At 72.5% G+C, this 25,454-nt stretch carries 11 protein-coding genes; 6 read left to right on the top strand and 5 right to left on the bottom strand.

The genetic code is table 11. From position 1 onward, the window contains the following. Positions 1–26: 26 nt before the first annotated feature. Together DEJ48_RS04610 and DEJ48_RS04615 are read right to left on the bottom strand one after the other, a co-directional pair. The gene (locus tag DEJ48_RS04610) at positions 27–6,719 is read right to left on the bottom strand and encodes a type I polyketide synthase (RefSeq protein WP_150214699.1); all 6,693 of its coding nucleotides are present in this window, start codon (positions 6,717–6,719) and stop codon (positions 27–29) included. A 6-nt stretch (positions 6,720–6,725) separates the two neighbouring features. Further along, positions 6,726–15,752 (bottom strand): type I polyketide synthase, encoded by a 9,027-nt coding sequence (locus DEJ48_RS04615; protein WP_150214700.1) that lies wholly within the window; start codon positions 15,750–15,752, stop codon positions 6,726–6,728. Positions 15,753–15,981: 229 nt separating this feature from the next. Between DEJ48_RS04615 and DEJ48_RS04620 the strand changes: the two genes are divergently transcribed. Further along, positions 15,982–16,791 (top strand): thioesterase II family protein, encoded by an 810-nt coding sequence (locus DEJ48_RS04620; RefSeq protein ID WP_150214702.1) that lies wholly within the window; start codon positions 15,982–15,984, stop codon positions 16,789–16,791. Positions 16,792–16,950: 159 nt separating this feature from the next. Here the strand turns inward: DEJ48_RS04620 and DEJ48_RS04625 are convergent, their stop codons facing one another. After that, complete coding sequence (locus tag DEJ48_RS04625) at positions 16,951–17,466, bottom strand: TetR family transcriptional regulator (protein ID WP_263399432.1); 516 nt, start codon at positions 17,464–17,466, stop codon at positions 16,951–16,953. A 73-nt stretch (positions 17,467–17,539) separates the two neighbouring features. Further along, positions 17,540–19,075, bottom strand: a complete 1,536-nt coding sequence (locus tag DEJ48_RS04630; protein ID WP_223831897.1) for a DHA2 family efflux MFS transporter permease subunit — start codon at positions 19,073–19,075, stop codon at positions 17,540–17,542. A gap of 194 nt (positions 19,076–19,269) precedes the next feature. Between DEJ48_RS04630 and DEJ48_RS04635 the strand changes: the two genes are divergently transcribed. From DEJ48_RS04635 to DEJ48_RS04655, 5 genes are all read left to right on the top strand, one after another. Next, positions 19,270–20,136: an SAM-dependent methyltransferase gene (locus tag DEJ48_RS04635; RefSeq protein WP_150214706.1), complete on the top strand. Its 867-nt coding sequence runs from the start codon at positions 19,270–19,272 to the stop codon at positions 20,134–20,136. Between the two features lie 26 nt (positions 20,137–20,162). Continuing rightward, positions 20,163–21,044, top strand: a complete 882-nt coding sequence (locus DEJ48_RS04640; RefSeq protein ID WP_223831898.1) for an alpha/beta fold hydrolase — start codon at positions 20,163–20,165, stop codon at positions 21,042–21,044. Positions 21,045–21,201: 157 nt separating this feature from the next. Further along, positions 21,202–23,613, top strand: coding sequence for a type I polyketide synthase (locus DEJ48_RS04645; RefSeq protein WP_150214708.1), 2,412 nt, complete (start codon positions 21,202–21,204; stop codon positions 23,611–23,613). Between the two features lie 44 nt (positions 23,614–23,657). Continuing rightward, positions 23,658–23,975: an acyl carrier protein gene (locus DEJ48_RS04650; RefSeq protein WP_150214710.1), complete on the top strand. Its 318-nt coding sequence runs from the start codon at positions 23,658–23,660 to the stop codon at positions 23,973–23,975. Between the two features lie 215 nt (positions 23,976–24,190). Beyond that, on the top strand, positions 24,191–24,865 hold the full coding sequence (locus tag DEJ48_RS04655) for a histidine kinase (protein WP_223832429.1): 675 nt from the start codon (positions 24,191–24,193) through the stop codon (positions 24,863–24,865). Here DEJ48_RS04655 and DEJ48_RS04660 read toward each other — a convergent pair. Beyond that, complete coding sequence (locus DEJ48_RS04660) at positions 24,760–25,074, bottom strand: SH3 domain-containing protein (RefSeq protein WP_190537205.1); 315 nt, start codon at positions 25,072–25,074, stop codon at positions 24,760–24,762. The genes DEJ48_RS04655 and DEJ48_RS04660 overlap by 106 nt on opposite strands. Positions 25,075–25,454: the final 380 nt, after the last annotated feature.

Consider the following 25,454-nt stretch of genomic DNA (forward strand, 5'->3'; position numbering starts at 1 on the left):
CGCGAGGTGTGCGGCCGGCACGCGGCTCACACCCCGAGTTCGTTGTCGATGAAGTCCAGTACTTGCTCGGCGGTGGCCGTCTCCAGCTGGTCCACCGCGTCGTCGCCGTCCGTCGCCGCGGCCGTGCTCGCCGCGAAACGGGCGAGCAGTGCCTCCAGGCGGGCCGCGACGGCCGCCTGGTCCAGGCCCTGGGCGACGGCGGCGGACAGGACGTGCTCGACCCGCGCCACCTCCTGGAGGACCTGGGCGGTCATGTCGCCGTTCGTCGCCCGTGCCGCCGCGTCGGGGGCGAGCCGTTCGGCCAGGTGGGCGGCGAGCACGTGGGCCTGCGGGTAGTCGAAGACGAGCGCCGCGGGCAGCTTCAGGCCGGTCGCGGCGGCGAGCCTGTTGCGGAGCTCCACGGCGGTGAGCGAGTCGAAGCCGAGTTCCTTGAACGGCGTGTCCACCTGCACCGCGTCCGGGTCGGCGTGGCCGAGGACTCCCGCCGCCTGGGTGCGCACCAGCGTGGTGAGCAGGTCGAGTTGTTCGTCGGCGGTGAGACCGGCGAGCCTGCCGGACCAGTCCGTCGCCTCGCCGGCCGCGGCCGCGGTGGGACGGGCGGCGGCGGTCGTTCCCGTCGTTGCCAGCGTGCGCAGTACGGCGGGGACCGGGGCGCCCGAGGCGGCCGGGACACGGGGGTCCAGGTCCATGGCGAGCAGGTCGGGGCGCCCGTGGGTGCGCGCGGCGGTCAGCAGGGCACAGCCGCGGGCCGCGCTGGTCGGCCTGATGCCGTACCGGTCGATGCGGGCACGGTCGGCCGCGGACAGTGTGCCGGTCAGGCCGCTGGTGGCCTCCCACAGCCCCCACGCCACGGAGAGCCCGGATAGGCCCTCCGCGCGACGGTGCGCGGCGAGCGCGTCGCAGTAGGCGTTGGCGGAGGCATAGTTGGCCTGACCGGGGGTGCCGAGAGTGGAGGCGAAGGAGGAGAACGTCACGAACAGACCGAGCCGCAACTCCCGCGTCGCTCGGTGGAGTTCATCTGCTGCCGCCGCCTTGGCCGCCCACACCCTGGTGAGACTTTCGGGGCTCTGACCGCCGATCATGGCGTTGTCGAGCACACCGGCGGCGTGGACGACGCCGGTCAGCGGGTGCGCCGGGTCGATCCCGGCGATCAGCTCGGCGACGGCGCCCGGCTCACTCACGTCGACAGCGGCGAAGGTGACCTCGGCGCCCAGTTCGGCGATGCGCGAGGCGAGTCCATCCGCGCCCGCGGCCGCTCCGCCGCTGCGGCTCGCGATGAGCAGATGCCTGCTCTCGCCCGTACGCGCCAGGTGTTCGGCCACGGCGGCGCCGATGGTGCCGGTGCCTCCGGTGACGAGGACGGTGCCGTCGGGGTCGAGCGGTGCGGGTACGTCGAGCACGAGTTTGCCGGTGTGCTTCGCCTGGCTCATGTACCGGAACACCTCGGGCGCCCGGCCCAGGGGGCGCGCCGCGACCGGCAGCGGGACGAGTGTCCCGTCGGCGAAGAGACCGCCGAGCCGGCCGAGCATCCGCCCGAGCCGCTCGGGCCCGGCGTCGGCGACCAGGTCGAAGGCCTCGTACGACACTCCGGGGTGCTCCAGCGCGATCAGTTCGGGGTCTCGGGGGTTACTCTTGCCCATCTCGACGAAGCGCCCACCAGAACGCGTACCCGCATCCGCGCCCGCGCCGAGCAACCGCAGGGATGCGTCCAGGAGTTCACCGGTCAGGCTGTTGAGTACGACGTCCACACCGCGGCCGCCGGTGGCCTGCCGGAACGCTTCCTCGAACGCGGCGTCGCGCGAGGAGGCACGGTGGGCGGCGTCGATGCCCATCTCCTCCAGCACGCCGTGCTTGGCCGGACTCGCGGTGGCGAACACCTCCGCACCAAGATGCCGGGCGATCTGCACCGCCGCCATCCCCACACCACCCGTGGCGGCATGGATCAACACACGCTCGCCCGCCTTCAACCCGGCCAACTCGACCAGGCCGTACCAAGCGGTGAGGAACGCGGCCGGGGCGGCGGCCGCCTGCCGCGTGTCCCAGCCGTCCGGAACAGGCGAAAGCATGCGCGCGTCGGCGACGGCCCACGGCCCGAAGGCGCCTTCCAGCATGCCCATCACACGGTCGCCAGGCGCCAGTCCGGTAACGCCAGGGCCGACGTCCGTCACCACACCGGCCGCCTCGGTGCCGGGCAGCGCCTCGGCGTCCGGATACATGCCCAGCGCGATCAGGACGTCACGGAAGTTGACACCGGCCGTGTGCACCGCGATCCGGACCTGGCCCGGCTCCAACGGGCGCAGCACCTCGTCGCAGGCCACGGCTTCGACGGCGTCGAGCGTTCCCGATGCACCGCCGACGAGCCGCCACGCCGGGGCCCCGGGCGGCCCGGCCAGCTCGGCCGACGCGTCGGCCCGTGCCCACCGGGGAACCAACACATTCCCTCCACGCAGGGCGACTTGCGCCTCGTCCGCGTCGACGGCGCACCGGACCGCGGGCAGAATCCCTGCGTCGTCATGGTCGAGCGCGTCGTCCGTGTCGAGGTCGAGCAGGAGGAACCGGCCAGGGTTCTCCGACTGTGCGCTGCGGACCAGGCCCCATACGGCCGCGCCCGCCGGGTTCGGGGCGTACGACACTCCGTCGCTCCCATCGGGACCGGCCGCGCCCCGGGTGACGAAGACGAGCTGCGTCCGCTCGAAGCGGGGTTCGGCGAGAAACGCCTGGACGACGCTCAACACACGTACTGTCAGGGCCAGTCCGTCCTCGCCGGCCACCGCGTCCGGGACGTCCACGGGGGCCAGCACCACGGAGGGCACCGTGACGTCGGCTTCGACCAACCCCCGTACACCCTCGACGTCCAGCCCACCGAGCGTCACACAGTCGGCCGCATCCGCGTCCCCGGGCCCCTCCACAGCCGCCGGAACGGGCAGCGGAGTCCACCGCAGTTCGTACAGCCCATCGGCACCGGACCCCACTGCCGCCCGCACCTGCCGGGCACTGGTGGACCGCAGCCGCAGCTCCTCGACGTCCAGCACGGGCGCCCCGGCGGGATCGGTGACGGCCAACGACACCGTCTCCTCACCCTCACCTCCGCCCTCGCCCGTCCCGCGCAGCCCACTGATCCGCACGCGGACGGTCGTCGCCTCGGTGGCCCACAGCGAGACACCGCTCCAGGTGAAGGGCAGCAGCACCTGCTCCCTCGCGGCCCCTGCACCGGCGCCGGACTCGGCCCCTTCCAGGCTGCGCTGTGCCAGCAGCGGGTGCAGGGCGGCGTCCAGCAGCGCGGGATGGATGCCGAACCCGGCGGGCGATCCGGCCTGCTCCGGCAGCTCCACCTCCGCCAGCAGCTCCTCTCCCTGGCGCCACATCGCACGCAGTCCGCGGAACGCGGGACCGTACTCGTACCCTGCGGCGGCGACACCGTCATAGAACGCGCCCACGTCGACCGGTTCCGCCCCGGCCGGAGGCCACGCACCGGCCGCCTGCCGCACAGGCCTCGCCCCCGGCTCCCGCGCGAGCTCGCCGACCGCATGGCACACCCACACCGCCCCGGCGTCCCGCTCAGGACGCGAGTACACGCGTACGTCGCTCCTGCCCTGGTCGTCGGCGGCGTCCACGACGACCTGCACCTGGAGGCCGCCGGTCTCGGGCAGCATCGCGGGCGCCTGGAGCGTGAGTTCCTGGAGCGTCGCGCAACCCGCGTCGTCGGCGGCCCGCAACACCCACTCGACCAATGCCGCACCCGGCACCAGAACGGTCCCGGCCACCACGTGCCCGCCAAGCCAACCCCCGCGCTCGGCGGAGACCCGGCCGGTGAGCACCACTCCCCCGTCGGCGAGCGTGACAGCGGTGGGCAACTGCGCGTGCCCGGACCCGGTCTGCCCCTGTTGCCCGACGTCGTCGCGGTTCACCGAGTCGGCCAGCCAGTAGCGGCGGCGCTGGAAGGCGTACGTGGGCAGGTCGACGGTACGAGGGGTCGGCTCGACCGGGAACCAGCGCCGCCAGTCGACCTCCGCACCCGCGGCGAACGCCTGCGCGGCGGCACGGGTCAGCTGGGCGGTGTCACCGTGGTCGCGGCGCAAGGTCGGCACGACGGTGGCGGACACGTCCGCCCGCTCGATCGTCTCCTCCATGCCGAGACCCAGCACGGGGTGGGCGCTGGCCTCGATGAACAGCCGGTAGCCGTCGGCCAACAGGGCTTCGACCGTGTCGGCGAAACGGACCTGCTGACGGAGGTTGGTGACCCAGTAGTCGGTGTCCAGCGCGGTGGTGTCGTCGAGGCGTTCGGCGGTGACGGTCGAGTAGAACGCGATGTCAGTGGTGGCGGGCCGGATGTCGGCCAAGCGCTCAGTAAGCAGGTCGCGCAACGCGTCGATCTGCGGGTTGTGGGAGGCGTAACCGACGTCGATCACGCGAGCCCGCAACCCGGCTTCTTCCGCCTCGGCGACGACGGCCGCCACATGCTCCGGCGACCCCGAAATGACTGTCGAAGAGGGCCCGTTGACGGCAGCGATACTCACCCCCGGCCGGTCCCCGATCAGCTCAACGACTCGCTCAGCACCGGCACCGACGGAGGCCATGTCACCGTGCCCCTGAAGCTGACGCAGCGCGTCACTTCGCACCGCCACAATCCGCGCCGCATCCTCCAGCGACAGCGCACCCGCCACACACGCGGCAGCCATCTCACCCTGCGAATGCCCGATCACGGCGGCCGGAACGATCCCCTGATCCGCCCAGACCGCGGCCAGCGAGACCATGACAGCCCACAACACCGGCTGCACGACCTCGACCCGCGCCAGTTCACTCCCGTCCCCGCGCAACACCTCACGCAACGACCAGTCAACGTACGAAGACAGGGCCTGCTCGCACTCGGCGATCCGCGCCGCGAACACGGGTGACTCATCCAGCAGTTGGGCACCCATCCTCACCCACTGCGACCCCTGCCCCGGGAACACCAGAACCGGCCCGGGACCCACATCACCGGACGCGACCCCCGACACCACATCCGGAGACACCGCTCCGGACGCCAACGCCTCAAGACCGTCCGTCAACGCGTCCCGGTCCCGGCCCACCACCACGGCCCGGTGCTCGAACACCGACCTTGTCGTCGCCAGCGACCAACCGACCTCGCCCGGCAGCGCCTCCGTGTCCCCGGCCACGAACTCGCCGAGACGCCGCGCCTGTTCGCGCAACGCCTCGGGCGTCCTGCCGGAAACCACCCACGGCACCACCGCACTTCCCACCACGGACGGGACGACGCCGGCCGCGCCCTCCGGCGCCTGCTCCGGCGCCTCCCCCTCGGCCGCCTCTGCCACGGGTGCCTCTTCCGCGGGCGCCTCTTCCGCGGGCGCCTCTTCCAGGATCAGATGCGCGTTGGTCCCCGAGATGCCGAACGCGGAGACTCCGGCCCGGCGCGGGTGGCCGGTCTCGGGCCAGAGGGTGGACTCGGTGACGACCTCGACCGCGCCCGCGTCCCAGTCGACGTGCGGGCTGAGTTCCTCGACGTGGAGGGTCGCGGGCACCAGGCCGTTGCGGATCGCCATGACGGTCTTGATGACTCCGGCGACGCCCGCGGTGGCGTGCGTGTGGCCGATGTTGGACTTGAGGGAGCCGAGCAGGAGGGGCCGCTCACGGTGTTGGCCATAGGTGGCGAGCAAGGCGCCGGCCTCGATGGGGTCGCCCAGTTTCGTGCCGGTGCCGTGGGCCTCGACCGCGTCCACCTCGGCCGGGGAGAGGCGGGCGCCGGCGAGGGCGGCTCGGATGACCTGTTCCTGCGCGGCGTCGTTGGGGGCGGTCAGGCCGTTGCTCGCGCCGTCCTGGTTGACCGCCGAGCCGCGGACGACGGCCAGGACGTTGTGGCCGTTGCGGCGGGCGTCCGAGAGGCGTTCCAGCAGGATCAGGCCGATGCCCTCGGAGAAGCCGGTGCCGTCGGCCGCGGCGGCGAACGGCTTGCAGCGGCCGTCGGGCGCGAGTCCGCGCTGACGGCAGAACTCGGTGAACATCAGCGGGCTCGACAGCACGAGCACCCCGCCCGCGAGGGCCAGGTCGCACTCGCCCTGGCGCAGCGCCTGGCTCGCCAGGTGGATGGCGACGAGCGACGCGGAGCAGGCCGTGTCGACGGTGACGGCGGGGCCCTCGAGGCCGTAGTTGTAGGCCACCCGGCCGGAGATGACACTGGTGAGGCTGCCGGTGGTGGCGTGCCCCTCGAACCCCTCGGGTATGCGCGGGAGTTGGGACATGTAGTCCTCGCTCGACACGCCCGCGTAGACGCCCGTGAGGCTGCCTTTGAGGGAGACGGGGTCGATGCCGGACCGTTCGAACAGCTCCCAGGACGTCTCCAGCATCAGGCGCTGCTGCGGGTCCATCGCCAGCGCCTCGCGCGGGCTGATGCCGAAGAAGTCGGCGTCGAAGGATCCGGCGTCGTCCACGAAACCGCCGTGGCGCACGTAGCTGGTGGCGTAGTTGGCCGGGTCCGGGTGGTAGAGCGACTCCAGGTCCCAGCCGCGGTCGGTCGGGAAGTCCTCGATGGCGTCCTTCCCCGCGGCCACGAGGTCCCAGAGGTCCTCCGGAGAGGACACGCCGCCCGGGAAGCGGCAGGCCATCCCGACGACCGCGATCGGCTCGTGCCTGCGGTCCTCCTCCCGCGCCAGACGCCGACGCGTGTCATGGAGCTCGGTGGTCACCCTGCGCAGATACTCGACCAGTTGCTCTTCACTCGCCATGTGGGGTCACCCGGCCTTCGGAGTGGGGGTCGCGCGCGAGGTGTCGGGCCCGACACCCAGCTCGTTGTCGATGAAGTCGAAGATCTGGTCGGCGGACGCGACCTTGAGCCGGTCGGCGGCGCTGTCGTCGTCCATGCCGTTCGTCGTGCCGTTCGTCGTGCCGTTCGCCGTGGCATCCGTCGTGATGTTCACGGTCTTCCAGCGGGCGAGGAGTGCCTCCAGGCGGGTGGTGATCTCGCCCGCCTCGCCGTGGGAGAGCCGGGGTGCCGAGGCCGCCGGGGCCGCCGGGCTCACCCCGGACGCCAGCGTGGCGAGGCTGCTCTCCATGCGAGCGAGGTCGCTGAGTACGGCGCCCGGAGTGGGCGGCCCGGCCTGCGCGGGGGCGCCCGGCCGGCCTCCGGCGGGCCGCTCGCCGCTGTCGGCCAGACGTTCGCGCAGATGAGCCGCCACAGCGGCAGGAGTGGGGTGCCGGAAGACGAGAGCCGTGGGCAGGCGCAGCCCGGTGTCCGCCACGAGCCGGTTGCGCAGTTCCACGGCCGTCAGCGAGTCCAGTCCCAGCTGCTTGAACGTGGCGTCGCCGCGCAGCGCCTCCGGGTCGGTGCGGCCGAGTACCGCGGCCGCGTGGGTGCGTACGGCCTCGGTGAGCAGCCGGAGCTGTTCGGCGGCGGACAAGGGGGCCAGGCGTGCCGACCAGTCCGTGGGCGGCGTGCGGTCGGCGGCGGTACGTCGGGCGGGGGTCCGTGACGCGGAGGCGAGCGCACGCAATGGCGCGGGCAGGGCGTCAGGGCCCGTGGAGACTGCCGAGCGAAGAGCCAGGCGGACACCGACGAGCGGGGTGCCGCCATGTTCGCGGGCCGCGTCGAGGAGGGCGGGGAGCCGTTCGGGCTCGGTCGCCTTGATGGCGATACCGGCCATGCGGGGCGGGTCGGACATCTCCTCGGTGGGCGGTGGGGCGTAGGTGAGGGCCACGCCCGTCGTGTCGGCGGTGTGCCGGCGCAGGGCGAGTGCCTCGCGGTATGCGTCGGCTCCGGCGTCGGCGGCGGGCCGCGGGAGGCCGAGGTCCGCGCCGACGGGTGACAGTACGGCGAAAAGGGCGAGAGGGAGGTGGGCCGTCGCGGTGTCCAGTGCTGCGGTGACGGCTGCCCTCGCCTCCCACTCGGCGGCGGACGAACCGCGCGCCGAGGCTCCGGTGACGTGGACGACTCCCGTGAGGGGGTGGTCCACGTCGACGGCGGCGACGGCTGCTGTGAGCGCGGCAGGGTTCGTGGGGTCGAGGGCGCCCAGGTGCACGGTGGCGCCCAGCTCCCGCAACTCCGCAGCGCTGGAGGTCGATTCATCGTCGCTGAGGATCACAAGGTGGCCGCACTGCTCGCTGCGCACCAAGTGTTCCGCGAAGGTGGCGATCGGCGCCCCGGCCGATCCGGCCAGGAGCACCGTCCCGTCCGGGTCGAGCGCCCGGGTCGTCGCGTCGTCGGCCGCGGGCGCGGCCGACGGAGAGGCGGCGAGCAACCGAGGGGCCAGGACCTGGGCGCTCCGCAGGGCGAGTTGGGGTTCGTTCCCGGCCACAGCGGCGGCCACGGCTTGTTCCAGCGCACGGGTTGCCGCCCCGCCCCCGGACGCACCCTCGACACCGGCCCCCGCACCCACGTCGATGAGGAGGAAGCGGCCCGGATGGTCGACCTGCGCTTGGTGGACGAGGCCGCGCACCGCGGCGGCCACCGGGTCGGGCAGGGAGCTGTCCTCCGCGGCGACCACCGGGTCGGGCAGGGAGCTGTCCTCCGCGGCGACCGCGCCGCGCGTGACCAGCACCAGCCGGGTGTCGACGAGGCGTGTGTCGGTGAGCCAACGGTCCAGGAGTGCGGCGGCACGTTCCACCGCGGCCCGCGCCTCACCCACCCCCGCGCTCGACACGCCCTCCACGCCCTGCACGCCCTGCACGTCGCAGAGAACGACGGCCGGGGCCGGGGCCCCCGCGTCGACGGCCGCGCACAGAGCGTCCGGATCGCGGTGCCCGCCGTCGCCCAGACGGGCCCACCCCGAGGAAAGATCATCCGCAGAAGGCGCCCCGGTCGTCGGCACCACCTCCGCCACCGGCACCCACCGCAACGCATACAGATCAGGAGCCGCACCCCGCCCGGCACTCCGCAGCACCCCGCGCCCCGCCGCGACCACGGCCAGGCTCTCGCAGGTCAGCACCTTCGCGCCGGTCGGATCGGTCACCGTGACCCGCCACGTCCGGCCCGTCTGTTCGGAGAGCGGTCCGTCGTCGCCCAACGGCGTGAGGCGGACGCGTACGGATGTGGCGCCGGTGGCCCACAGCGACACCCCGGCCAGGCTGAACGGCAGCCACACCTGGTCGGCCCCGGCCGACGGCTCGCCGAGAACGGCGGGGTGCAGCGCGGCATCGAGGAGAGCCGGGTGCAGTCCGAACCCGGCGCCGTCCGGAGCCTCTTGAGGCAGTACCGCGTCGGCGTACAGCTCCGCACCGCACCTCCACAGGCTGCGCAGCCCCGTGAAGACGGGCCCGTACCCGACGCCGGTCGCGGCGGCCCGGTCGTAGAAGTCGCTCAGGTCGACGGGCTCGGCACCGGCAGGCGGCCACGCCCCACCGAGATCGTCCCCGTCACCAGCACCCGCACCCGAACCCACATCGGCACCCGCACCCGCACCCGCCGCCTCCGCGACGAGCTGCCCCGACGCGTGACACGTCCACGCCGCACCGCCCCCGTCGAGGCCGTCCTCGTCGTCAGGACGGGCATAGACGTGCACGTCCTGGTGTCCGTCGTCCCCGTCGCCCGCTCCCACCACGATCTGCACCTGCATGCCGCCCGCGTCGGGCAGCACCAGGGGCACCTGGAGCGTGAGGTCCTCGACACCCGCGCAACCGGCCTCGTCAGCGGCGCGCAGCGCCCATTCCGTGAGCACGGAGGCGGGCACCACGGCGGTGCCGAAGAGTGTGTGCTGGGCGAGCCAGGGGTGGCCCTGCCTGCTGATGCGGCCGGTGAGCAGCCGTACGTCGCCCCCGGCGAGTTCCGCCGCCGCGCCGAGCAGCGGATGCCCGACCTCCGCGAGACCGAGGCCGGCCGCGTCCTGGTTGGCACCGGCGGCCTCCAGCCAGTAGCGGCGCCGCTGGAAGGCGTACGTGGGCAGCGCCAGGCCACCCGCCACCTCGCCGAAGGAAGACCCGTTCGCCACCCCGCCCTCAGAGGACCCGTCCGCCACCCCGCCCACGCGGAACCAGTTCTCCCACTTCACCGCACACCCCGCCACGAAGGCCTGGGCCAGCGAGAGGGCGAGGCGGGACAGGCCGCCGTCCTCGCGCCGCAGCGTGGGAACGGTGACGGCGTCGGCCCCCGCCTCCTCGAACGTCTCCTGCAGGCCGAGCGTGAGGACCGGATGGCTGCTGGATTCGATGAAGACCCGGTGCCCGTCGGCGAGGAGCGCCGTGACGGCGTCGGCGAACCGGACCGGGCGGCGCAGGTTCGTGATCCAGTAGTCCGTGTCGAGCGTGCCGGTGTCGATACGGGCGCCCGTCACCGCCGAGTAGAACGCCACGGGGGCCTGGACGGGGCGTATACCCGCCAAGACGTGGTGGAGTTCGTCGGTGATGGTGTCGACCTGCGGGCTGTGCGAGGCGTAGTCGACGTCGATGACACGGCCCCGGAGCCCGCGCCCCTCGGCATCCGCGACGACGGCGGCGACCTGCTCGGGCGGACCCGAAATCACTGTGGAGGACGGCCCGTTGACGGCGGCGATGCCCACCCCGCCGTACGCGTCGACGAGTTCGGCGGCCCGCTCCCGGCCCACGCCGAGCGACGCCATCGCACCCGCGCCCGAGAGCTGCCGCAGGGCCCGGCTGCGCAGCGCCACGATCTTCGCGCCGTCCTCCAGCGTGAGCGCCCCGGCCACGACCGCCGCGGCGATCTCCCCCTGCGAATGCCCGACCACCGCCGCCGGAGTGACGCCCTGGTCGGCCCACACGGCGGCGAGTGAGACCATGACCGCCCACAACACCGGCTGCACGACCTCGACCCGCGCCAGCTCACTCCCGTCCCCGCGCAACACCTCACGCAACGACCAGTCGACGTACGCGGACAGCGCCAGCTCACACTCACCGATACGCGCCGCGAACACAGGTGACTCGTCCAGCAGTTGGGACCCCATCCCCACCCACTGCGACCCCTGCCCCGGAAACACCAGCACCGGACCGGGACCCACATCACCGGACGCGATCCCGGACACCACATCCACAGACGCCTCGCCCGCAGCCAGCGCTTCCAGCCCGGCGGTCAACGCACCCCGGCCCGCGCCGACCACGACCGCCCGGTGCTCGAACACCGCACGCTTCGTGACCAGCGCCCGGCCCACCTCCACGGCGGACGCGGCGCGGCCCGGGCCCTCCGCCGCGACGAACTCGCCCAACCGGCGCGCCTGTTCACGCAGGGCCTCACCACTGCGCCCGGAAACCACCCACGGCAACAGCATGCCGTCCGCCGACCCGGCACCCGCTGACTCGACAACTGGCTGCGACTCATGCGGCTGCGCCTCTTCGAGCACGAGGTGCGCGTTCGTCCCGGAGATGCCGAAGGACGACACCGCCGCGCGCCGCGGGCGGTCGCCGCGCGGCCAGACGACGGGCTCGGTGAGCAGCCGTACCGCACCCGTCGACCAGTCCACGTGCCCGCTCGGCTCGTCGACATGGAGGGTGGCGGGAAGCAGGTCGTGCCGCAGCGCGAGCACCATCTTGATCACGCCGGCGACTCCGGCGGCGGCCTGTGTGTGGCCGATGTTCGACTTGACCGAGCCGAGCCACAACGGCCGTTCCGGCGACCGGTCCCGACCGTACGTGGCGAGGAGCGCCTGTGCCTCGATCGGATCGCCCAGCGTGGTGCCCGTGCCGTGTGCCTCCACGGCGTCGACCTCGTCGGCCGCGAGGCGCGCGTCCGAGAGCGCGGCGCGGATGACGCGCTGCTGCGAGGGCCCGTTGGGCGCGGTCAGGCCGTTGCTCGCGCCGTCCTGGTTGACGGCGGAGCCCCGGATCACGGCGAGGACCTCATGCCCTCGGCGCCGCGCCTCGGAGAGGCGTTCCAGGAGTACGAGGCCCACACCCTCGGCCCAGCCCGTGCCGTCGGCGCTCTCCGCGAACGGCTTGCAGCGCCCGTCGGGGGCCAGGCCGCGCTGCCGCGAGAACTCGGTGAACATGCCGGGCGTGGCGAGGACGGTGGCGCCCCCGGCGAGCGCCAGGTCGCACTCGCCGCGCCGCAGGGCCTGCGCCGCCAGGTGGAGGGTGACCAGCGACGAGGAGCAGGCGGTGTCGACCGTCAGCGCGGGCCCTTCCAGGCCGAAGCTGAACGAGAGGCGGCCCGACGCCACGCTGGGGGTGCTGCCGGTGAGCAGGTAGCCGTCGGTGGACTGGGACGGTTCGTGGAGGCGGGGGCCGTAGTCCTGGCCCGTCATGCCGACGAACACTCCGGTGGGGCTGCCCTTCAGCGTCCGGGGGTCCAGTCCTGCCCGCTCGAAGGCCTCCCAGGCGCATTCGAGGAGCAGCCGCTGCTGCGGGTCGACGGCCAGCGCTTCCCGGGGGCTGATGTCGAAGAACTCGGCGTCGAAGTCGGCGGCGTCGTACAGGAAACCGCCTTGGCGCGTGTAGCTGGTGCCCGACCGGTCCGCGTCGGGGTGGAAGAGCCGTTCCAGGTCCCAGCCGCGGTCGGTGGGGAACGCGCCGATCGCGTCGGCGCCTTCGGCGACCAGCCGCCACAGGTCCTCCGGCGTACCGGCGCCGCCCGGGTAGCGGCAGCTCATGGCGACGATGGCGATGGGGTCGTCATCCGTGCCGGGCCGACCGCTTCCGTCCGCTTCGGCACGCCGCGAGAGGTCCCCGCCCCCCGCCCCCGTGAGCTGGGTGCGCAGGTGTGCCGCGACCGCCAGCGGTGTCGGGTGGTCGAAGGTGAGGGTCGCGGGCAGCGGCAGTCCGGTGACCGTGCCGAGCCGTTCGCTCAGCTCGGCCGCGGCCATCGAGTCGAAGCCCGCCTGTTTGAACGTACGGGCCGTCTCGACCGTCGTCGACGTGCCGCCGAGCACGACGGCCACCTGCTTGGCGACCAGGCCCAGCAGGGTGCGCTCCTGGTCGGCGACGGACAGCGCGGCGAGCCGCCCGGCGAGCTCGGTCCGCGCGCCGCCGACCGGATGCGGACCGCTCTCCTCCGGAGCGGAGGACTCCGGCGTCTCGCGGTACTCGGCGGGTTCCGCCTCGGGCCAGTACCGCTCCCGCTGAAAGGCGTACGTGGGCAGGCGCAGGCGCCCCGTGTCGCCCCGCACACCGTACGCGGCGGCGAAGTCGACATCGGCGCCCCGCACGTACGCCTGTGCCAGTGCCGTCATGAACGTGTGCGCCTCGTCGCGCCCGCGTCGGCACGTGGCCACCGCCGTGGGGCGGGGGCGGCCCGAACCGTCCGGGAGCCCCGAACCGCCCACCGGGCCACCGGCCGCGGGGAAGCACTCGCGCGCCATCGCCGAGAGCGGCGCGTCCGGGCCCAGTTCGACGAACGTCGTCACCCCGCGCTCGACGAGCCCGCGCACCCCGTCCAGGAACCGCACGGGCTCACGCGCGTGCCGGGCCCAGTACTCGGGGTCGGCCTGTTCGGCACCGTCCGCCGACACCGGCTCGCCGGTGACGTTGGAGACGACGGGGATGGCCGGCGCGTGGAAGGTCAGCCCCGCGGCGACGGCGCGCAGTTCGTCGAGTACGGAATCCATGTGCGGGGAGTGGAAGGCGTGGCTGACCTTGAGCCGGCGGGCCTTGCGGCCGTACGCCTGCCAGGCGACCGTCAGCTCCTCGACCGTGTCGCGGTCGCCGGAGACCACGACGGATTCGGGGCCGTTGACGGCGGCCACGGCGACCCGTTCCTCGTGCCCGGCGAGCAGTTCCGCCGCCTCGTCCGCGGTCGCCTGCCACGCGGCCATCGCGCCGGGCGCCCGTACCGCCTGCATGAGCCGTCCACGGGCGGTGACCAGGGCGCTCGCGTCGGCCAGGGTGAGGACACCGGCCACGTGCGCGGCGGTGATCTCGCCGACGGAGTGGCCGAGGACGTAGTCGGGAGTGAGGCCGTGGGCGGCCGCGAGCCGGTACAGGCTCGTCTCGATCGCGAAGAGCGCGGGCTGGGTGTACTCGGTCCGGTCGAGCAGCCCCTGCCGCTCGGCGTCCTCTCCGAGGACGACCTCGCGCAGCGGGCGGTCCAGATGCACGTCGAGCGCCGCGAACGCCTCGTCGAGCGCGTCGGCGAAGACCGGGTGGGACGCGTACAACTGGCGTCCCATGCCGGGGCGTTGGGCGCCCTGCCCGCTGAACAGGAAGGCGAGCCCGCCGTCGGGGACCGTCTCGCCGCGCACCACCGCGGCGCTCTCCTCGCCCGCGGCCAGCGCGTCCAGGGAGCCCAGCAGGTCCGTGGTGTCGCCGCCGAGCAGGACCGCGCGGTGGGCGAGGGGGGCGCGGGTGGTGGCGAGGGCGTGGCCGATCCGGGCGGCGTCGGGGGTGGCCGGGTGGGTGGCGGCGAGGTGGGTGCGCAGCCGGGCAGCCTGGGCGGGCAGCGCGGCGGCGCTGTGGGCGCTCAGGAGCCACGGGGTGATGGCCGACGGCACCTCGGAATCGGGCGCCAGGGAAGCAGGTTCCGTGGAAACGGACCCTACGAGAACAGGTTCCGTGGGAGCAGACGCCTCCGCCGCCGACGACGCGTCCGCCACCACCAAGTGTCCGTTCGTGCCGCCCATGCCGAACGACGACACCCCGGCGATCAGCGGCTGGTCAGGGCGTGGCCAGTCCGCCGTCTCCCGCTGGACGGCCAGGCCGAGGTCCGCCAGCGGGATGGCCGGATTGGGCGTGTCGAAGTTGAGGCTCGGCGCCAGCTTGCGGTGGTGGATGCTCAGCGCGGTCTTGATGAGTCCGACGATCCCGGACGCCGCTTCGAGGTGGCCCACGTTCGTCTTCGCGGAACCGACGGCGAGTGACGCGGTGCGCGCGCCGTCCCGGCCGAGCGCGGCGCCGAGCGCGGCCGCCTCGATCGGGTCGCCGACGGGCGTGCCCGTGCCGTGCAGCTCGACGTACTGGATTCGGTCGGGCGTCACGTGGGCCCGCTCGCAGGCAGTGCGCACCACGTCGCGCTGTGCCTGCCCGCTGGGCAGCGTCAGTCCGTCGGTGGCTCCGTCGCTGTTCACGGCGCTGCCGCTGATGACGCAGTACACGGTGTCGCCGTCGCGCCGCGCGGCCCCGAGCGGTTTGAGCACCACGAACCCGCCGCCCTCGCCGCGTACGAACCCGTCGGCGCGTGCGTCGAAGGTGTGGCAGCGGCCCGTGGCCGAGAGGCCGCCGAAGCGGGCCTCGGCCAGTGCGGTGGAGCGGGGGGAGCAGATGAGGTTGACGCCGCCCGCGAACGCGGTCTCGCACTCGCCGCGCCTGATGCTCTCGCAGGCGAGGTGCACGGCGACGAGCGAGGACGACTGTGCGGTGTCGACGGTCAGGCTCGGGCCCGCCAGGTGGTACGCGTACGAGATGCGGTTGGCCAGAATGCTGCGGTGGACGCCGGTCATGGTGTGCCGGGTCACGGCGTCGCGCGTGGCGCGGTTCAGGACGTCGGCGTAGTCGTCCCAGAGGGCGCCGACGAAGACTCCGGTGCGGCTGCGGGCGAGGGTGGGCGGCCTGATGCCGGCGTCCTCCAGCGCCTCCCAGCTCAGTTCGAGGAGGAGCCGCTGCTGCGGGTCCATCGCCTCGGCCTCGCGGGGACCGATGTGGAAGAAGGATGCGTCGAAGCCGTCGATCCGGTCCAGGTAGCCGCCCGGTCCGCGCAGGCCCGAGTCGGTCCGCCGCCGCTCCGGCGGGGTGTCGCGCACGGCGCTCCGGCCCTCGCTGAGCAGCTGCCAGAACGCGTCGGGGTCGGGCGCTCCGGGCAGTCGGCAGGCCATCCCGACGACCGCGATCGGCTCGGGGGCGACCGTGATCGGTTCGGGGCCCGCGCTCGCGCCGGACGGCGACGTGGCCATCACGTCAGCTGCGTTCGAACGCGGAACAACTGGCTGCCAGAAAACATCAACGGCGCTCCCGGTCCGAAATCGGAGATCGCTTCGAGTACCGGGCTCATCGTGAGCGGGCTCTCTAAAGGCGAACCAAACCCCGGCTAGCCGTCCGTCGCTTTAGACGGGCGCTATGGGCCGCGGCCAGCATCGGGGGCGGAATCGGGAGCGGAACGACGTCGGCATGAGAGGGAGAGCGATGGACAGGGGCACTGCGCAGGCGCCGCGGAGCACGGGGGCCGGGGTGTGGCTGCGGCGGTACCACGACTCGGCTTCGGCACCGGTGAGGCTGGTCTGCTTCCCGTTCGCGGGCGGCTCGGCGAGTTACTGGTTCGGGCTCTCCGGGCTGCTCTCGCCCGGCGTCGACGTGCTGGCCGTGCAGTATCCGGGGCGGCAGGACCGGCACAAGGAGCCGTGTCTGGAATCGGTGGCCGCGCTGGCCGACGGTGTCGTGGACCAACTGCCGTCCGACGGGAAGCCGTTCGCGCTGTTCGGGCACAGTCTGGGCGCGATCGTGGCGTTCGAGGTGGCGCGGCGTCTGCGGGACTCCGGTCCTGCCGGGTCCGGCACAGGTGCCGCGGGCCCCGGCCGGCCGGTGCATCTGTTCGCCTCCGGCGGGCTGGCGCGTCCCTACCGTCCCGCCGGGCGGTCCGGGTCGCTGGACGACGCGGACATCCTGGCGCATCTGCGGGCGATGGGCGGCACCGACGAGCGGTTCTTCGGGAGCCCGGAGCTCCAGGAGCTGATCCTGCCCGCGCTGCGGGCCGACTACCGGGCCGTGGCCACGTACGAGGCACCGGGTCCCGAGCGTCTGGACTGCCCGGTCACGGCGCTGATCGGCGACGCAGACGAGCGGACCTCGCCCGAGGAGGCCGGCACGTGGCGGGAGCGCACAAGTGCGGCGTTCGATCTCCGGGTGCTGCCCGGCGGCCACTTCTACCTCGACGGCTGCCAGGAGCAGGTGGCGGCGATCGTGACCGCGGCGCTCACGGGGGCTCCCCGAGCGTGACGGCGCGGACAGCCCAGTCGGGAAAGACCCCTGGCGTGCTCCGTCGAGGGAATCCGGAGCACGCCAGGTTGGACCGGACGCGGCAGCCGGGGGGCGGTGGCCGCGCGCGGTCGTCCTACTTCGTGCGCGGCCGCCCGCCGAGGGCTGCCGCGCACGACATCAGGGACGCAGGTCTTCCAGGCAGTAGAGCGCCTCGTCCAGAGTGGCCGCGAAGTCCATCTCCGGATCGTTCGCCCAGTCCAGGGAGACCTGCAGCATCACTCCGAACAGGGCTCCGGTGTAGGCGCGGACCGCAGGGTCCCCCGGATCGCGCCCGGCCCGTTTGGCGACCTGTTCGGCGAGGAGCTGCATGGTCTGGCTGATGTTGCCCAGGCTGGCCCCCCAGAGCTCCGGCTCGGAGAGGATGAGCACGAAGCGTTCGCGCTGCAGGGCCAGTTCCTGTTCGGTGATGTCGTTCAGCATCGACCGGATGGCCTGTCGTTCGGCCTGGATCGGCGTCAGGTCGGGTGACTGGGCCTGGAACATCATGGCGAAGGGCAGGTCGTAGTCGTGCGAGAAGACCAGGTCCTGCTTGGTCGCGAAGTAGCGGAAGACGGTGCTGGGGGCGACCTCGGCGGATTCGGCGATCTGCTCGATGGTCGTGGCGGAGTAGCCCTGTTCCCTGAACAAGCGCACCGCCTCCCGCTGAATCGCGGCCTTGGTTCTGGCTTTCTTGCGTTCTCTCAGTCCAGGCACTGTTCCGCCCTGGTCAGACTGCGTCTGCTGCTTCATGCTCAGATTCTGCGGGCTCGGCGGTGCTCTGACCAACATGGCGTGGCAGCCACACCACCGCCAGCAGTACGCCGAGCAGTCCCAGGCCGCCGGAGACGACGAGGACCACGTCCAGGGCGTGGACGTACGCGGAGCGCACCGACTCGGCGAGCCCGTTGTTCTTGAGCGCCTTGGCCACGGCGAGGCCGCCGAACACGGAGTCCTTGACGGCGCCCTGTGCCTGCTCGGGCACTCCGTCGAGGTCGAGCTTGCCGCGGTAGCCGGAGTTGAGGACGGAGCCGAGGATGGCCGCGCCGAAGCTGCCGCCGAGGGTACGGATGGACTGGTTGACGCCGGAGCCGACGCCGGCGGCGTCCTCGTTGAGGGCGCCGAGTGCGGCGTCCATGGCGGTGGGCAGGGCGATGCCGAGTCCGAGGCCGTACGCGGCCGTCCACGCGGCCGCCAGGCCGGTGCCGCTGTCGATGTCGGTCGTCGCCCCGTAGAAGAGGGCGGCGGCGAGGAGCGCGAAGCCGATGCCGACCGCGGTCTTCGGGCCGAGCGCCTTGGCGACCTTGTTGGCGACGGTCACGCCGACGAGGAGGCCGCCGACCATCGGCAGCAGGCGGAAGCCGCTGCCCATCGCGTCGGTGCCGAGGACCGCCTGGTAGTACTGCGGCATCGTGAACAGCACGCCGAACATCGTGAAGTTGATGACGGTGCCGAGCATGGTGCCCGAGGTGAACCGGGCCGAGCGGAACAGCGAGAGGTCGACCAGCGGGTCGGCCACCCGCTTCTCCCAGATCACGAAGACCACGATGGCGAGCATGCCGCCGAGGGTCGGCACGAGCGTGGTGACGTCGGTCCAGCCCTTCTCGCCGCCCTGGATCACGCCGTACGTCATCGCCGCGAGGCCCACGCTGGAGAACACCAGGCCGCCCACGTCGAACGGCTTGGCCTCCTTGGCCTTGGACTCGGGCAGCCAGGCCGACACCGCCATGAAGGCGAGGATCACCACGGGCACGTTGATCAGGAAGACGGAGCCCCACCAGAAGTGGTTGAGGAGGTAGCCGCCGAGGATCGGGCCGAGCGGATAGGCGAGCATGGCCGCGCCCGCCACCGCGCCGATGGCCTTGGGTCGCTCCTCGTCGGAGAACATCACCGGCAGGAGCGACAGCGTCGTCGGCATGATCAGCGCGGCCCCCAGGCCGAGCACCGCACGCGCGCCGATGAAGGTGCCGGAGTCCTGGGCGTAGGCACAGCCCAGCGAGCTGATGCCGAAGATCACCAGCGCCGCGAGCAGCACCTTCTTGCGCCCGAACCGGTCACCGAGCATGCCCGCGGGGATCATTCCGGCCGCGAACACGAGCGTGTACGAGGTCACGAACCACTGCAGCTCGACGTTGTTCGCACCCAGATCGTCGGCCATGGCCGGCAGCGCCAGGCTCAGGATCGTCACATCGAAGCCCACCACCATCGAGGCGAGCACGAGAGCCCCGACGGCCCACCACCGCCGCGCACCCAGATCTGCTGACACGAGAGTCGACCTCCTAAAGAGAGCTCAATATCTAGTCGGAGCGTACTCTCATTTTTTATCTCGCGGTACCGCCCGTTCCGTATGGAACGCGTCAAGAGACCCCTAGTAGGGGTGGGCGGCAGGGGGCACCTAGGGGCTGTTGAGGGGCAGGGGTGGGGTTGTGACACCGCGTGCCGCGCCGTGACGCTGAGGTGGTGACGAACAACGCGACGACCAAGAAGCCCCCGACGGTGAACAAGACCGTCGCCCCCGAGCCGAGCGACATCGGCCACTACTACGACCACAAGGTCTTCGATCTGATGACTCAGCTCGGAGACGGCAACCTGCACTACGGCTACTGGTTCGACAGCGGCCAGCAGGAGGCCACGTTCGACCAGGCCATGGTCCAGATGACGGACGAGATGATCCGGCGTCTCGACCCCGCGCCCGGCGATCGCGTCCTCGACATCGGCTGCGGCAACGGCACCCCCGCGATGCAGCTGGCCCGCGCCCGCGACGTCGAGGTGGTCGGCATCTCCGTGAGCGCCCGCCAGGTCGAGCGCGGCAACCGCAGGGCGCGCGAGGCCGGTCTCGCCGACCGCGTCCGGTTCGAGCAGGTCGACGCCATGAACCTGCCGTTCGACGACGCGTCGTTCGACCACTGCTGGGCCCTGGAGTCCATGCTGCACATGCCCGACAAGCAGCAGGTCCTCTCCGAGGCCCTCCGCGTCGTGAAGCCCGGCGCCCGGATGCCGATCGCCGACATGGTCTACCTCAACCCTGACCCGAGCAAACCGCGTACCGCCACGGTCAGCGACACCACGATCTACGCCGCGCTCACCGACATCGGGGACTACCCCGGCATCTTCCGCGCCGCCGGCTGGACGGTCCTCGAACTGACCGACATCACCAGCGAGACCGCCAAGACGTACGACGGCTACGTCGAGTGGATCCGCGCCCACCGCGACGAGTACGTCGACATCATCGGCGTCGAGGGCTACGAACTCTTCCTGCACAACCAGGCGGCCCTCGGCAAGATGCCCGAGCTCGGCTACATCTTCGCCACCGCACAGCGCCCCTGACCCGACGACTCCCCAGGGGCCCGCCTGTGAAGAACCTCCGCATCCCCGTGTCGCAGACCGTCTCCCTCAACGTCCGGCACCGGCCCGCGGGCGGACCGGGAGCCGCGGGGCGTCCGTTCCTGCTGCTGCACGGCATGCTGTCGAACGCCCGCATGTGGGACGAGGTCGCCGGACGGCTCGCCGCCGCCGGGCACCCGGTCTACGCCGTCGACCACCGCGGCCACGGCGAGTCGGACGCGCCGGCGGACGGCTACGAGAACGCGGCCGTCGTCACGGACCTGGTCGAGGCGGTCACCGCCCTCGGCCTGTCCGGCGCGCTGGTGGCCGGACACTCCTGGGGCGCGCACCTCGCGCTGCGCCTGGCGGCCGAACGCCCCGACCTGGTGGCGGGTCTGGCACTGATCGACGGCGGCTGGTACGAGTTCGACGGGCCGGTGATGCGGGCCTTCTGGGAGCGCACCGCCGACGTGGTGCGGCGCGCGCAGCAGGGCACCACAAGCGCCGCCGACATGCGCGCCTACCTGAAGGCCACGCACCCCGAGTGGTCGGACACCTCCATCGAGGCGCGCCTCGCCGACTACCGCGTCGGGCCCGACGGCCTCCTCATCCCCCGCATGACCTCGGAACAGGTCATGTCCATCGTCGAGAGCCTCCAGCGGGAGGCCCCCGCCGACTGGTACCCGAAGATCACCGTGCCGGTGCGGCTGCTCGCCCTCATCCCGGCGATCCCCCAACTGTCCGACCAGGTACGCGCCTGGGTCGCCGCGGCGGAGGCGGCCCTGGCACAGGTGAGCCTGCGCTGGTACCCGGGCTCCGACCACGATCTGCACGCCGGCGCGCCCGACGAGATCGCCGCCGATCTCCTCCTGCTCGCCCACGAGGTGACGGCGTCCGCGCCCACGAGGTGACGGCGTCCCCGAGAGAGCCGCGTCCCGGCGGCAAGGCGGGAGTTAGACCCGCTTAAGCAGCCGCGGCAACCCTGACAACGACAGCGTGCGGCTCACACCTGCCCACACCGTCCCACCTGAGGCTTCACGCGCGAGGACAGGAAGGCTGACGATTCCCGTGGCGAACGAAGAGAAGCTCGTCGAATACCTCAAGTGGACGACCGCCGAGCTGCACCAGACCCAGCAGCAGCTGCGCGACCTCAAGGCCGCACAGCACGAACCGATAGCCGTCGTCTCGGCGGCCTGCCGGCTCCCCGGCAAGACCCGCACGCCGGACGGTCTGTGGGACCTGGTGTCGGAGGGGCGCGACGCCGTCACCGGTTTCCCCGACGACCGCACGTGGGAACTCCCCGAGGACCCCCCGTACGCGCAACTCGGCGGCTTCCTCGACGACGCGGCCGGTTTCGACGCGGGCTTCTTCGACATCGGCGCGACCGAGGCCGTGGCGACCGAGCCCCTGCAGCGGCTCATGCTCCACCTCGCCTGGGAGACCGTCGAGCGCGGCCACATCGCCCCGCACCGCCTGCGCTCCACCCTCACCGGGGTCTACGTGGGCGCCACCGGGCACGACTACGCGACACGCCTGGAGACCGCACCCGACGAGCTCCTGCCCTACCTGGGCGGCGGCACGTCCGGCAGTCTCGTCTCCGGTCGCATCGCGTACGCCCTCGGTCTCGAAGGCCCCGCCATCAGCGTGGACACGGCCTGCTCGTCCTCCCTCGTCGCCCTGCACCTGGCCTGCCAGGCGCTGCGGCGCGGGGAGTGCGGGCTCGCCCTGGCGGGCGGCGGCACGGTCATGTCGACGCCGCACACCTTCCACGCCTTCGCCCATCAGAAGTCCCTTGCGCAGGACGGCCGTTGCAAGCCGTTCGCGGCCGCGGCGGACGGCATGGGACTGGGCGAGGGGGTCGGCCTCGTCCTCCTTGAGCGGCTGAGCGACGCACGGCGCAACGGCCATCCCGTACTCGCCGTCATCCGCGGCTCCGCGGTGAACCAGGACGGCGCGGGCTACGGTCTCGCGGCGCCCAACGGCCCCTCCCAGCAGCACGTGATCCGCGCCGCGCTCGCCGACGCCGGGCTCACCCCCGACCAGGTCGACGCCGTCGAGGCACACGGCACCGGCACGCCCATCGGCGACGCCATCGAGGTGCAGGCGCTCCTCGCGACCTACGGCGCGGGCCGCTCCCCCGAGCGGCCCCTGTGGCTCGGCTCCGTCAAGTCCAACACCGGGCACACGCAAGGCGCCGCCGGTACCGCGGCGCTGATCAAGATGGTCCAGGCGTTCCGGCACGACACGCTGCCGCCGACGCTCCACGTCGACCGGCCCACCCCGCTCGCCGCCTGGAAGAAGGGCGCGGTCCGGCTGCTCACCGAGGCGGTCGACTGGCCGCGCCGCGACGAGCCCCGCCGGGTCGGCATCTCCGCCTTCGCGACCTCCGGCACGAACGCCCACCTCATCCTCGAGGAGCCGCCGGCGCCGGACGCCCCCACCGAGGCGGCCCCCGCCACCGCGGTGCCCGGACTCCCGGTGGCCTGGTCCCTGTCCGCACGTACGCCCGAAGCCCTCCAGGAGCAGGCGAAAGCACTCGTCACACACCTGACGTCCGCCGATCCCGAGCCCTCCCCCGCCGACGTCGCCCACTCCCTCGCCGTCACTCGCAGCCCCCTGGAGCACCGAGCCGTCCTCACCGGCACGGACAGCGCCGATCTCCTCGCCGCCGCCCGCGCCCTGGCCGCGGGGGACGACCACCCCGGCCTGACCCGTACCGACGCCGACGCCACCCCCAAGAAGATCGCCTGGCACTTCGACGGCGCGCCCGCGGCCGGCGCCGAGGCGGCGGCCGCCGACCTGGGCGCGGCCTTCCCCCTCTTCGCGGCGGCGTTCGACGAGACCCGGGCCCTCCTCGACACCCACCTGTCCGCGCCTCTCCCCGCCACCGCGACCGAGCCCCTGCACTTCGCGCTCCACACGGCGCTCGCCCGCGTGCTGCTGGAAGCCGGGGTGCACGCCCACACGGTCGGCGGAACCGGAGTCGGCCACATCGCCGCCGCGCACGCGGCGGGCGTCCTGGACCTCGACGACGCGTGCCGCCTGGCCGCGACCCACTTCACGGCCACCGCGGCGGAGGTCGGGTCACCCACCCCCGAAACGTACGAACCGGTGCTGAAGGACGTCACTTTCCGGCCCGCGACGCTCGCGCTCACCGGCACCGCCCCGGCGGACACCCCCCTGTCCTCCCCCGGCTACTGGCACCACCACCTCACCTCCGCCGACCACGGCCCCGGACCCTCCTCCGACCTCGACCCCGAGACCCATACCCTCCTCGACCTGAGCGCCTTCTCCCCCGACTCATCCGCCGTGCACACGGTCCTGACGGCACTCGCGGGGCTGCACACCTCGGGCGGCACGGTCGACTGGACGCCACTCACCCGGCGCGCGGCCCGGCCCCGGACCATCGACCTCCCGACGTACCCCTTCCAGGCCACGCGTTACTGGCTGCACGACCACACCACGCACACCGCGGTGTGACACACGGTGTGACACGTCAACACCCCACTCACACAGGAGCATTCATGAGCAGCACCGACAACACGCCCGGCCAGGACGCCACCGAGCTGGAGAAGCAGCTCGCCGCGGCCACCCCCGAGGAGCGCGAGAAGCTCCTCACCGACACCATTCGCACGCAGGCCGGCACCCTCCTCAACACCACGCTGACCGATGACAGCAACTTCCTCGAGAACGGCCTCAACTCCCTCACCGCGCTCGAACTGACCAAGACCCTGATGACACTGACGGGCATGGAGATCGCGATGGTCGCCATCGTCGAGAATCCGACCCCGGCCCAGCTCGCCCACCACCTCGGCCAGGAGCTCGCCCACACGACCGCGTAGACGCCGGGCCACCGACCCCTTCGCACACCCCGCCCCCGGACGCACACGGCCGCCCCGGGGGCACAAACATGAGCCGCCCCGAGTCGCCCCTCCCTCAGCCGCGGGCCGGGCCGCTCTCCCAGGCCCACACGGCGATCTCGGCGCGGTTGCGCGCGGCGAGTTTCGCCCGCGACTCGAACCCGCACGAATGGACGCTGGCGATCACGCTCATCACCGTGATCGTCGCGGCGTTCTCGCTGCTGCTGCGCGCGCAGTCGGAGCAGCGCGTACGGGACCTCGACGACCTGCGCTCGGCCGAACGGCGCGAACTGGCCCGCGAGTTGCACGACGTGGTCGCGCATCACGTCACCGGCATCGTCGTACAGACGAAGGCCGCACGGTTCGCCGCGCAGGACCCGGGAGAGGTCGCGCGGAATCCTGGGGAGACCGCGGCCGTGCTGGAACGCATCGAGCGGGAGGCGACGGAGGCCCTCGGCGCCATGCGGCGTCTCGTGGCCGTCATGCGGCGCGCCGACCCGGGCAGGCCCGCGACGACGGCACCCGGGGTGACGGCGGTCGTACGTATCGTGCGGCGAGACGTGAGTGTCGCATTGAATTGCTCATCTATCTACGGTGAGGAAAAGTCCTTTTCCTTTCCTCCGGCATCCACAACGCTACGAGTCGGACGCCGCAGAGCGCTTCGACTAAAAGGCCAGTCTCCATTGACCAAAAGGCCAATACGCCTTCGGCCGGGCGCACGGGGCGCCCGGCCGAAGAAACTACGACTGCCTGCGTACCTACCTGCTTACTTGCACAGGGGCACCGCGGCGTGGTTCTTGACGAAGCGGGCGGTGACCCAGCCGTTGGGCTTGTTGACCTTGTACCAGACGCGGTTTCCGTTGACCGGCTGACCGTTCGTCTTCTTGCAGATCAGGTCGATGACCTGCTTGTAGCGGTAGGTCCCGACGACCTTCGAGTTGGAGGTCGGGTACTGGCGTACGTTGACTCCGAGCCGGGAGGTGACGGTGCCCTTGACCGGCTTGGCGGCCGGGGCCGACACCGAGGCGCCGGAGTCCCGCACGTGCTGGGTGTCCGCCTGCGCGACACCGGTGAAGGCCACGGAAGCGAGAGCAACCGCAAGGCATCCGCTCACTGCATTTCGAAACATCATGCCGTCATTTCTCCTTGGCGACGCGCCGAGTTTCCTCCGAGAAAACCCGGTCTGCACTTGCGGAGAAAAACGTAGATCCTGGGCGGGAAACAGGATGCGTTCAGACGCTCGACACGCGCCCGGTCACCGGATTGCAGGAGCGCGTCTCGGTGCGCCGGAACGTGAGCGTGGCGCCACCGCGAGAAGGAGCGATGACGCCACGCGCCGCGAACCGATGCCGGAGCGGCTGCCGATGCCGATGCCGGAGCCGATCCCGCACCCCCACTACTGCGTCAGGAGAGCAGCTGCACCTTCTCGCCCTGCTCCTTCGTGTTGAGGCACTCCTGATA

Source organism: Streptomyces venezuelae, from assembly GCF_008642315.1.
GTDB classification, from domain to species: Bacteria; Actinomycetota; Actinomycetes; order Streptomycetales; family Streptomycetaceae; genus Streptomyces; species Streptomyces venezuelae_D.

What these genes read in the sequence shown, in the direction of transcription:
- DEJ48_RS04610 (WP_150214699.1), bottom strand. Translation starts at nt 6,719, where the DNA reads ATGGCGAGTGAAGAGCAACTGGTCGAGTATCTGCGCAGGGTGACCACC.
- DEJ48_RS04615 (WP_150214700.1), bottom strand. Translation starts at nt 15,752, where the DNA reads ATGGCCACGTCGCCGTCCGGCGCGAGCGCGGGCCCCGAACCGATCACG.
- DEJ48_RS04620 (WP_150214702.1), top strand. Translation starts at nt 15,982, where the DNA reads ATGGACAGGGGCACTGCGCAGGCGCCGCGGAGCACGGGGGCCGGGGTG.
- DEJ48_RS04650 (WP_150214710.1), top strand. Translation starts at nt 23,658, where the DNA reads ATGAGCAGCACCGACAACACGCCCGGCCAGGACGCCACCGAGCTGGAG.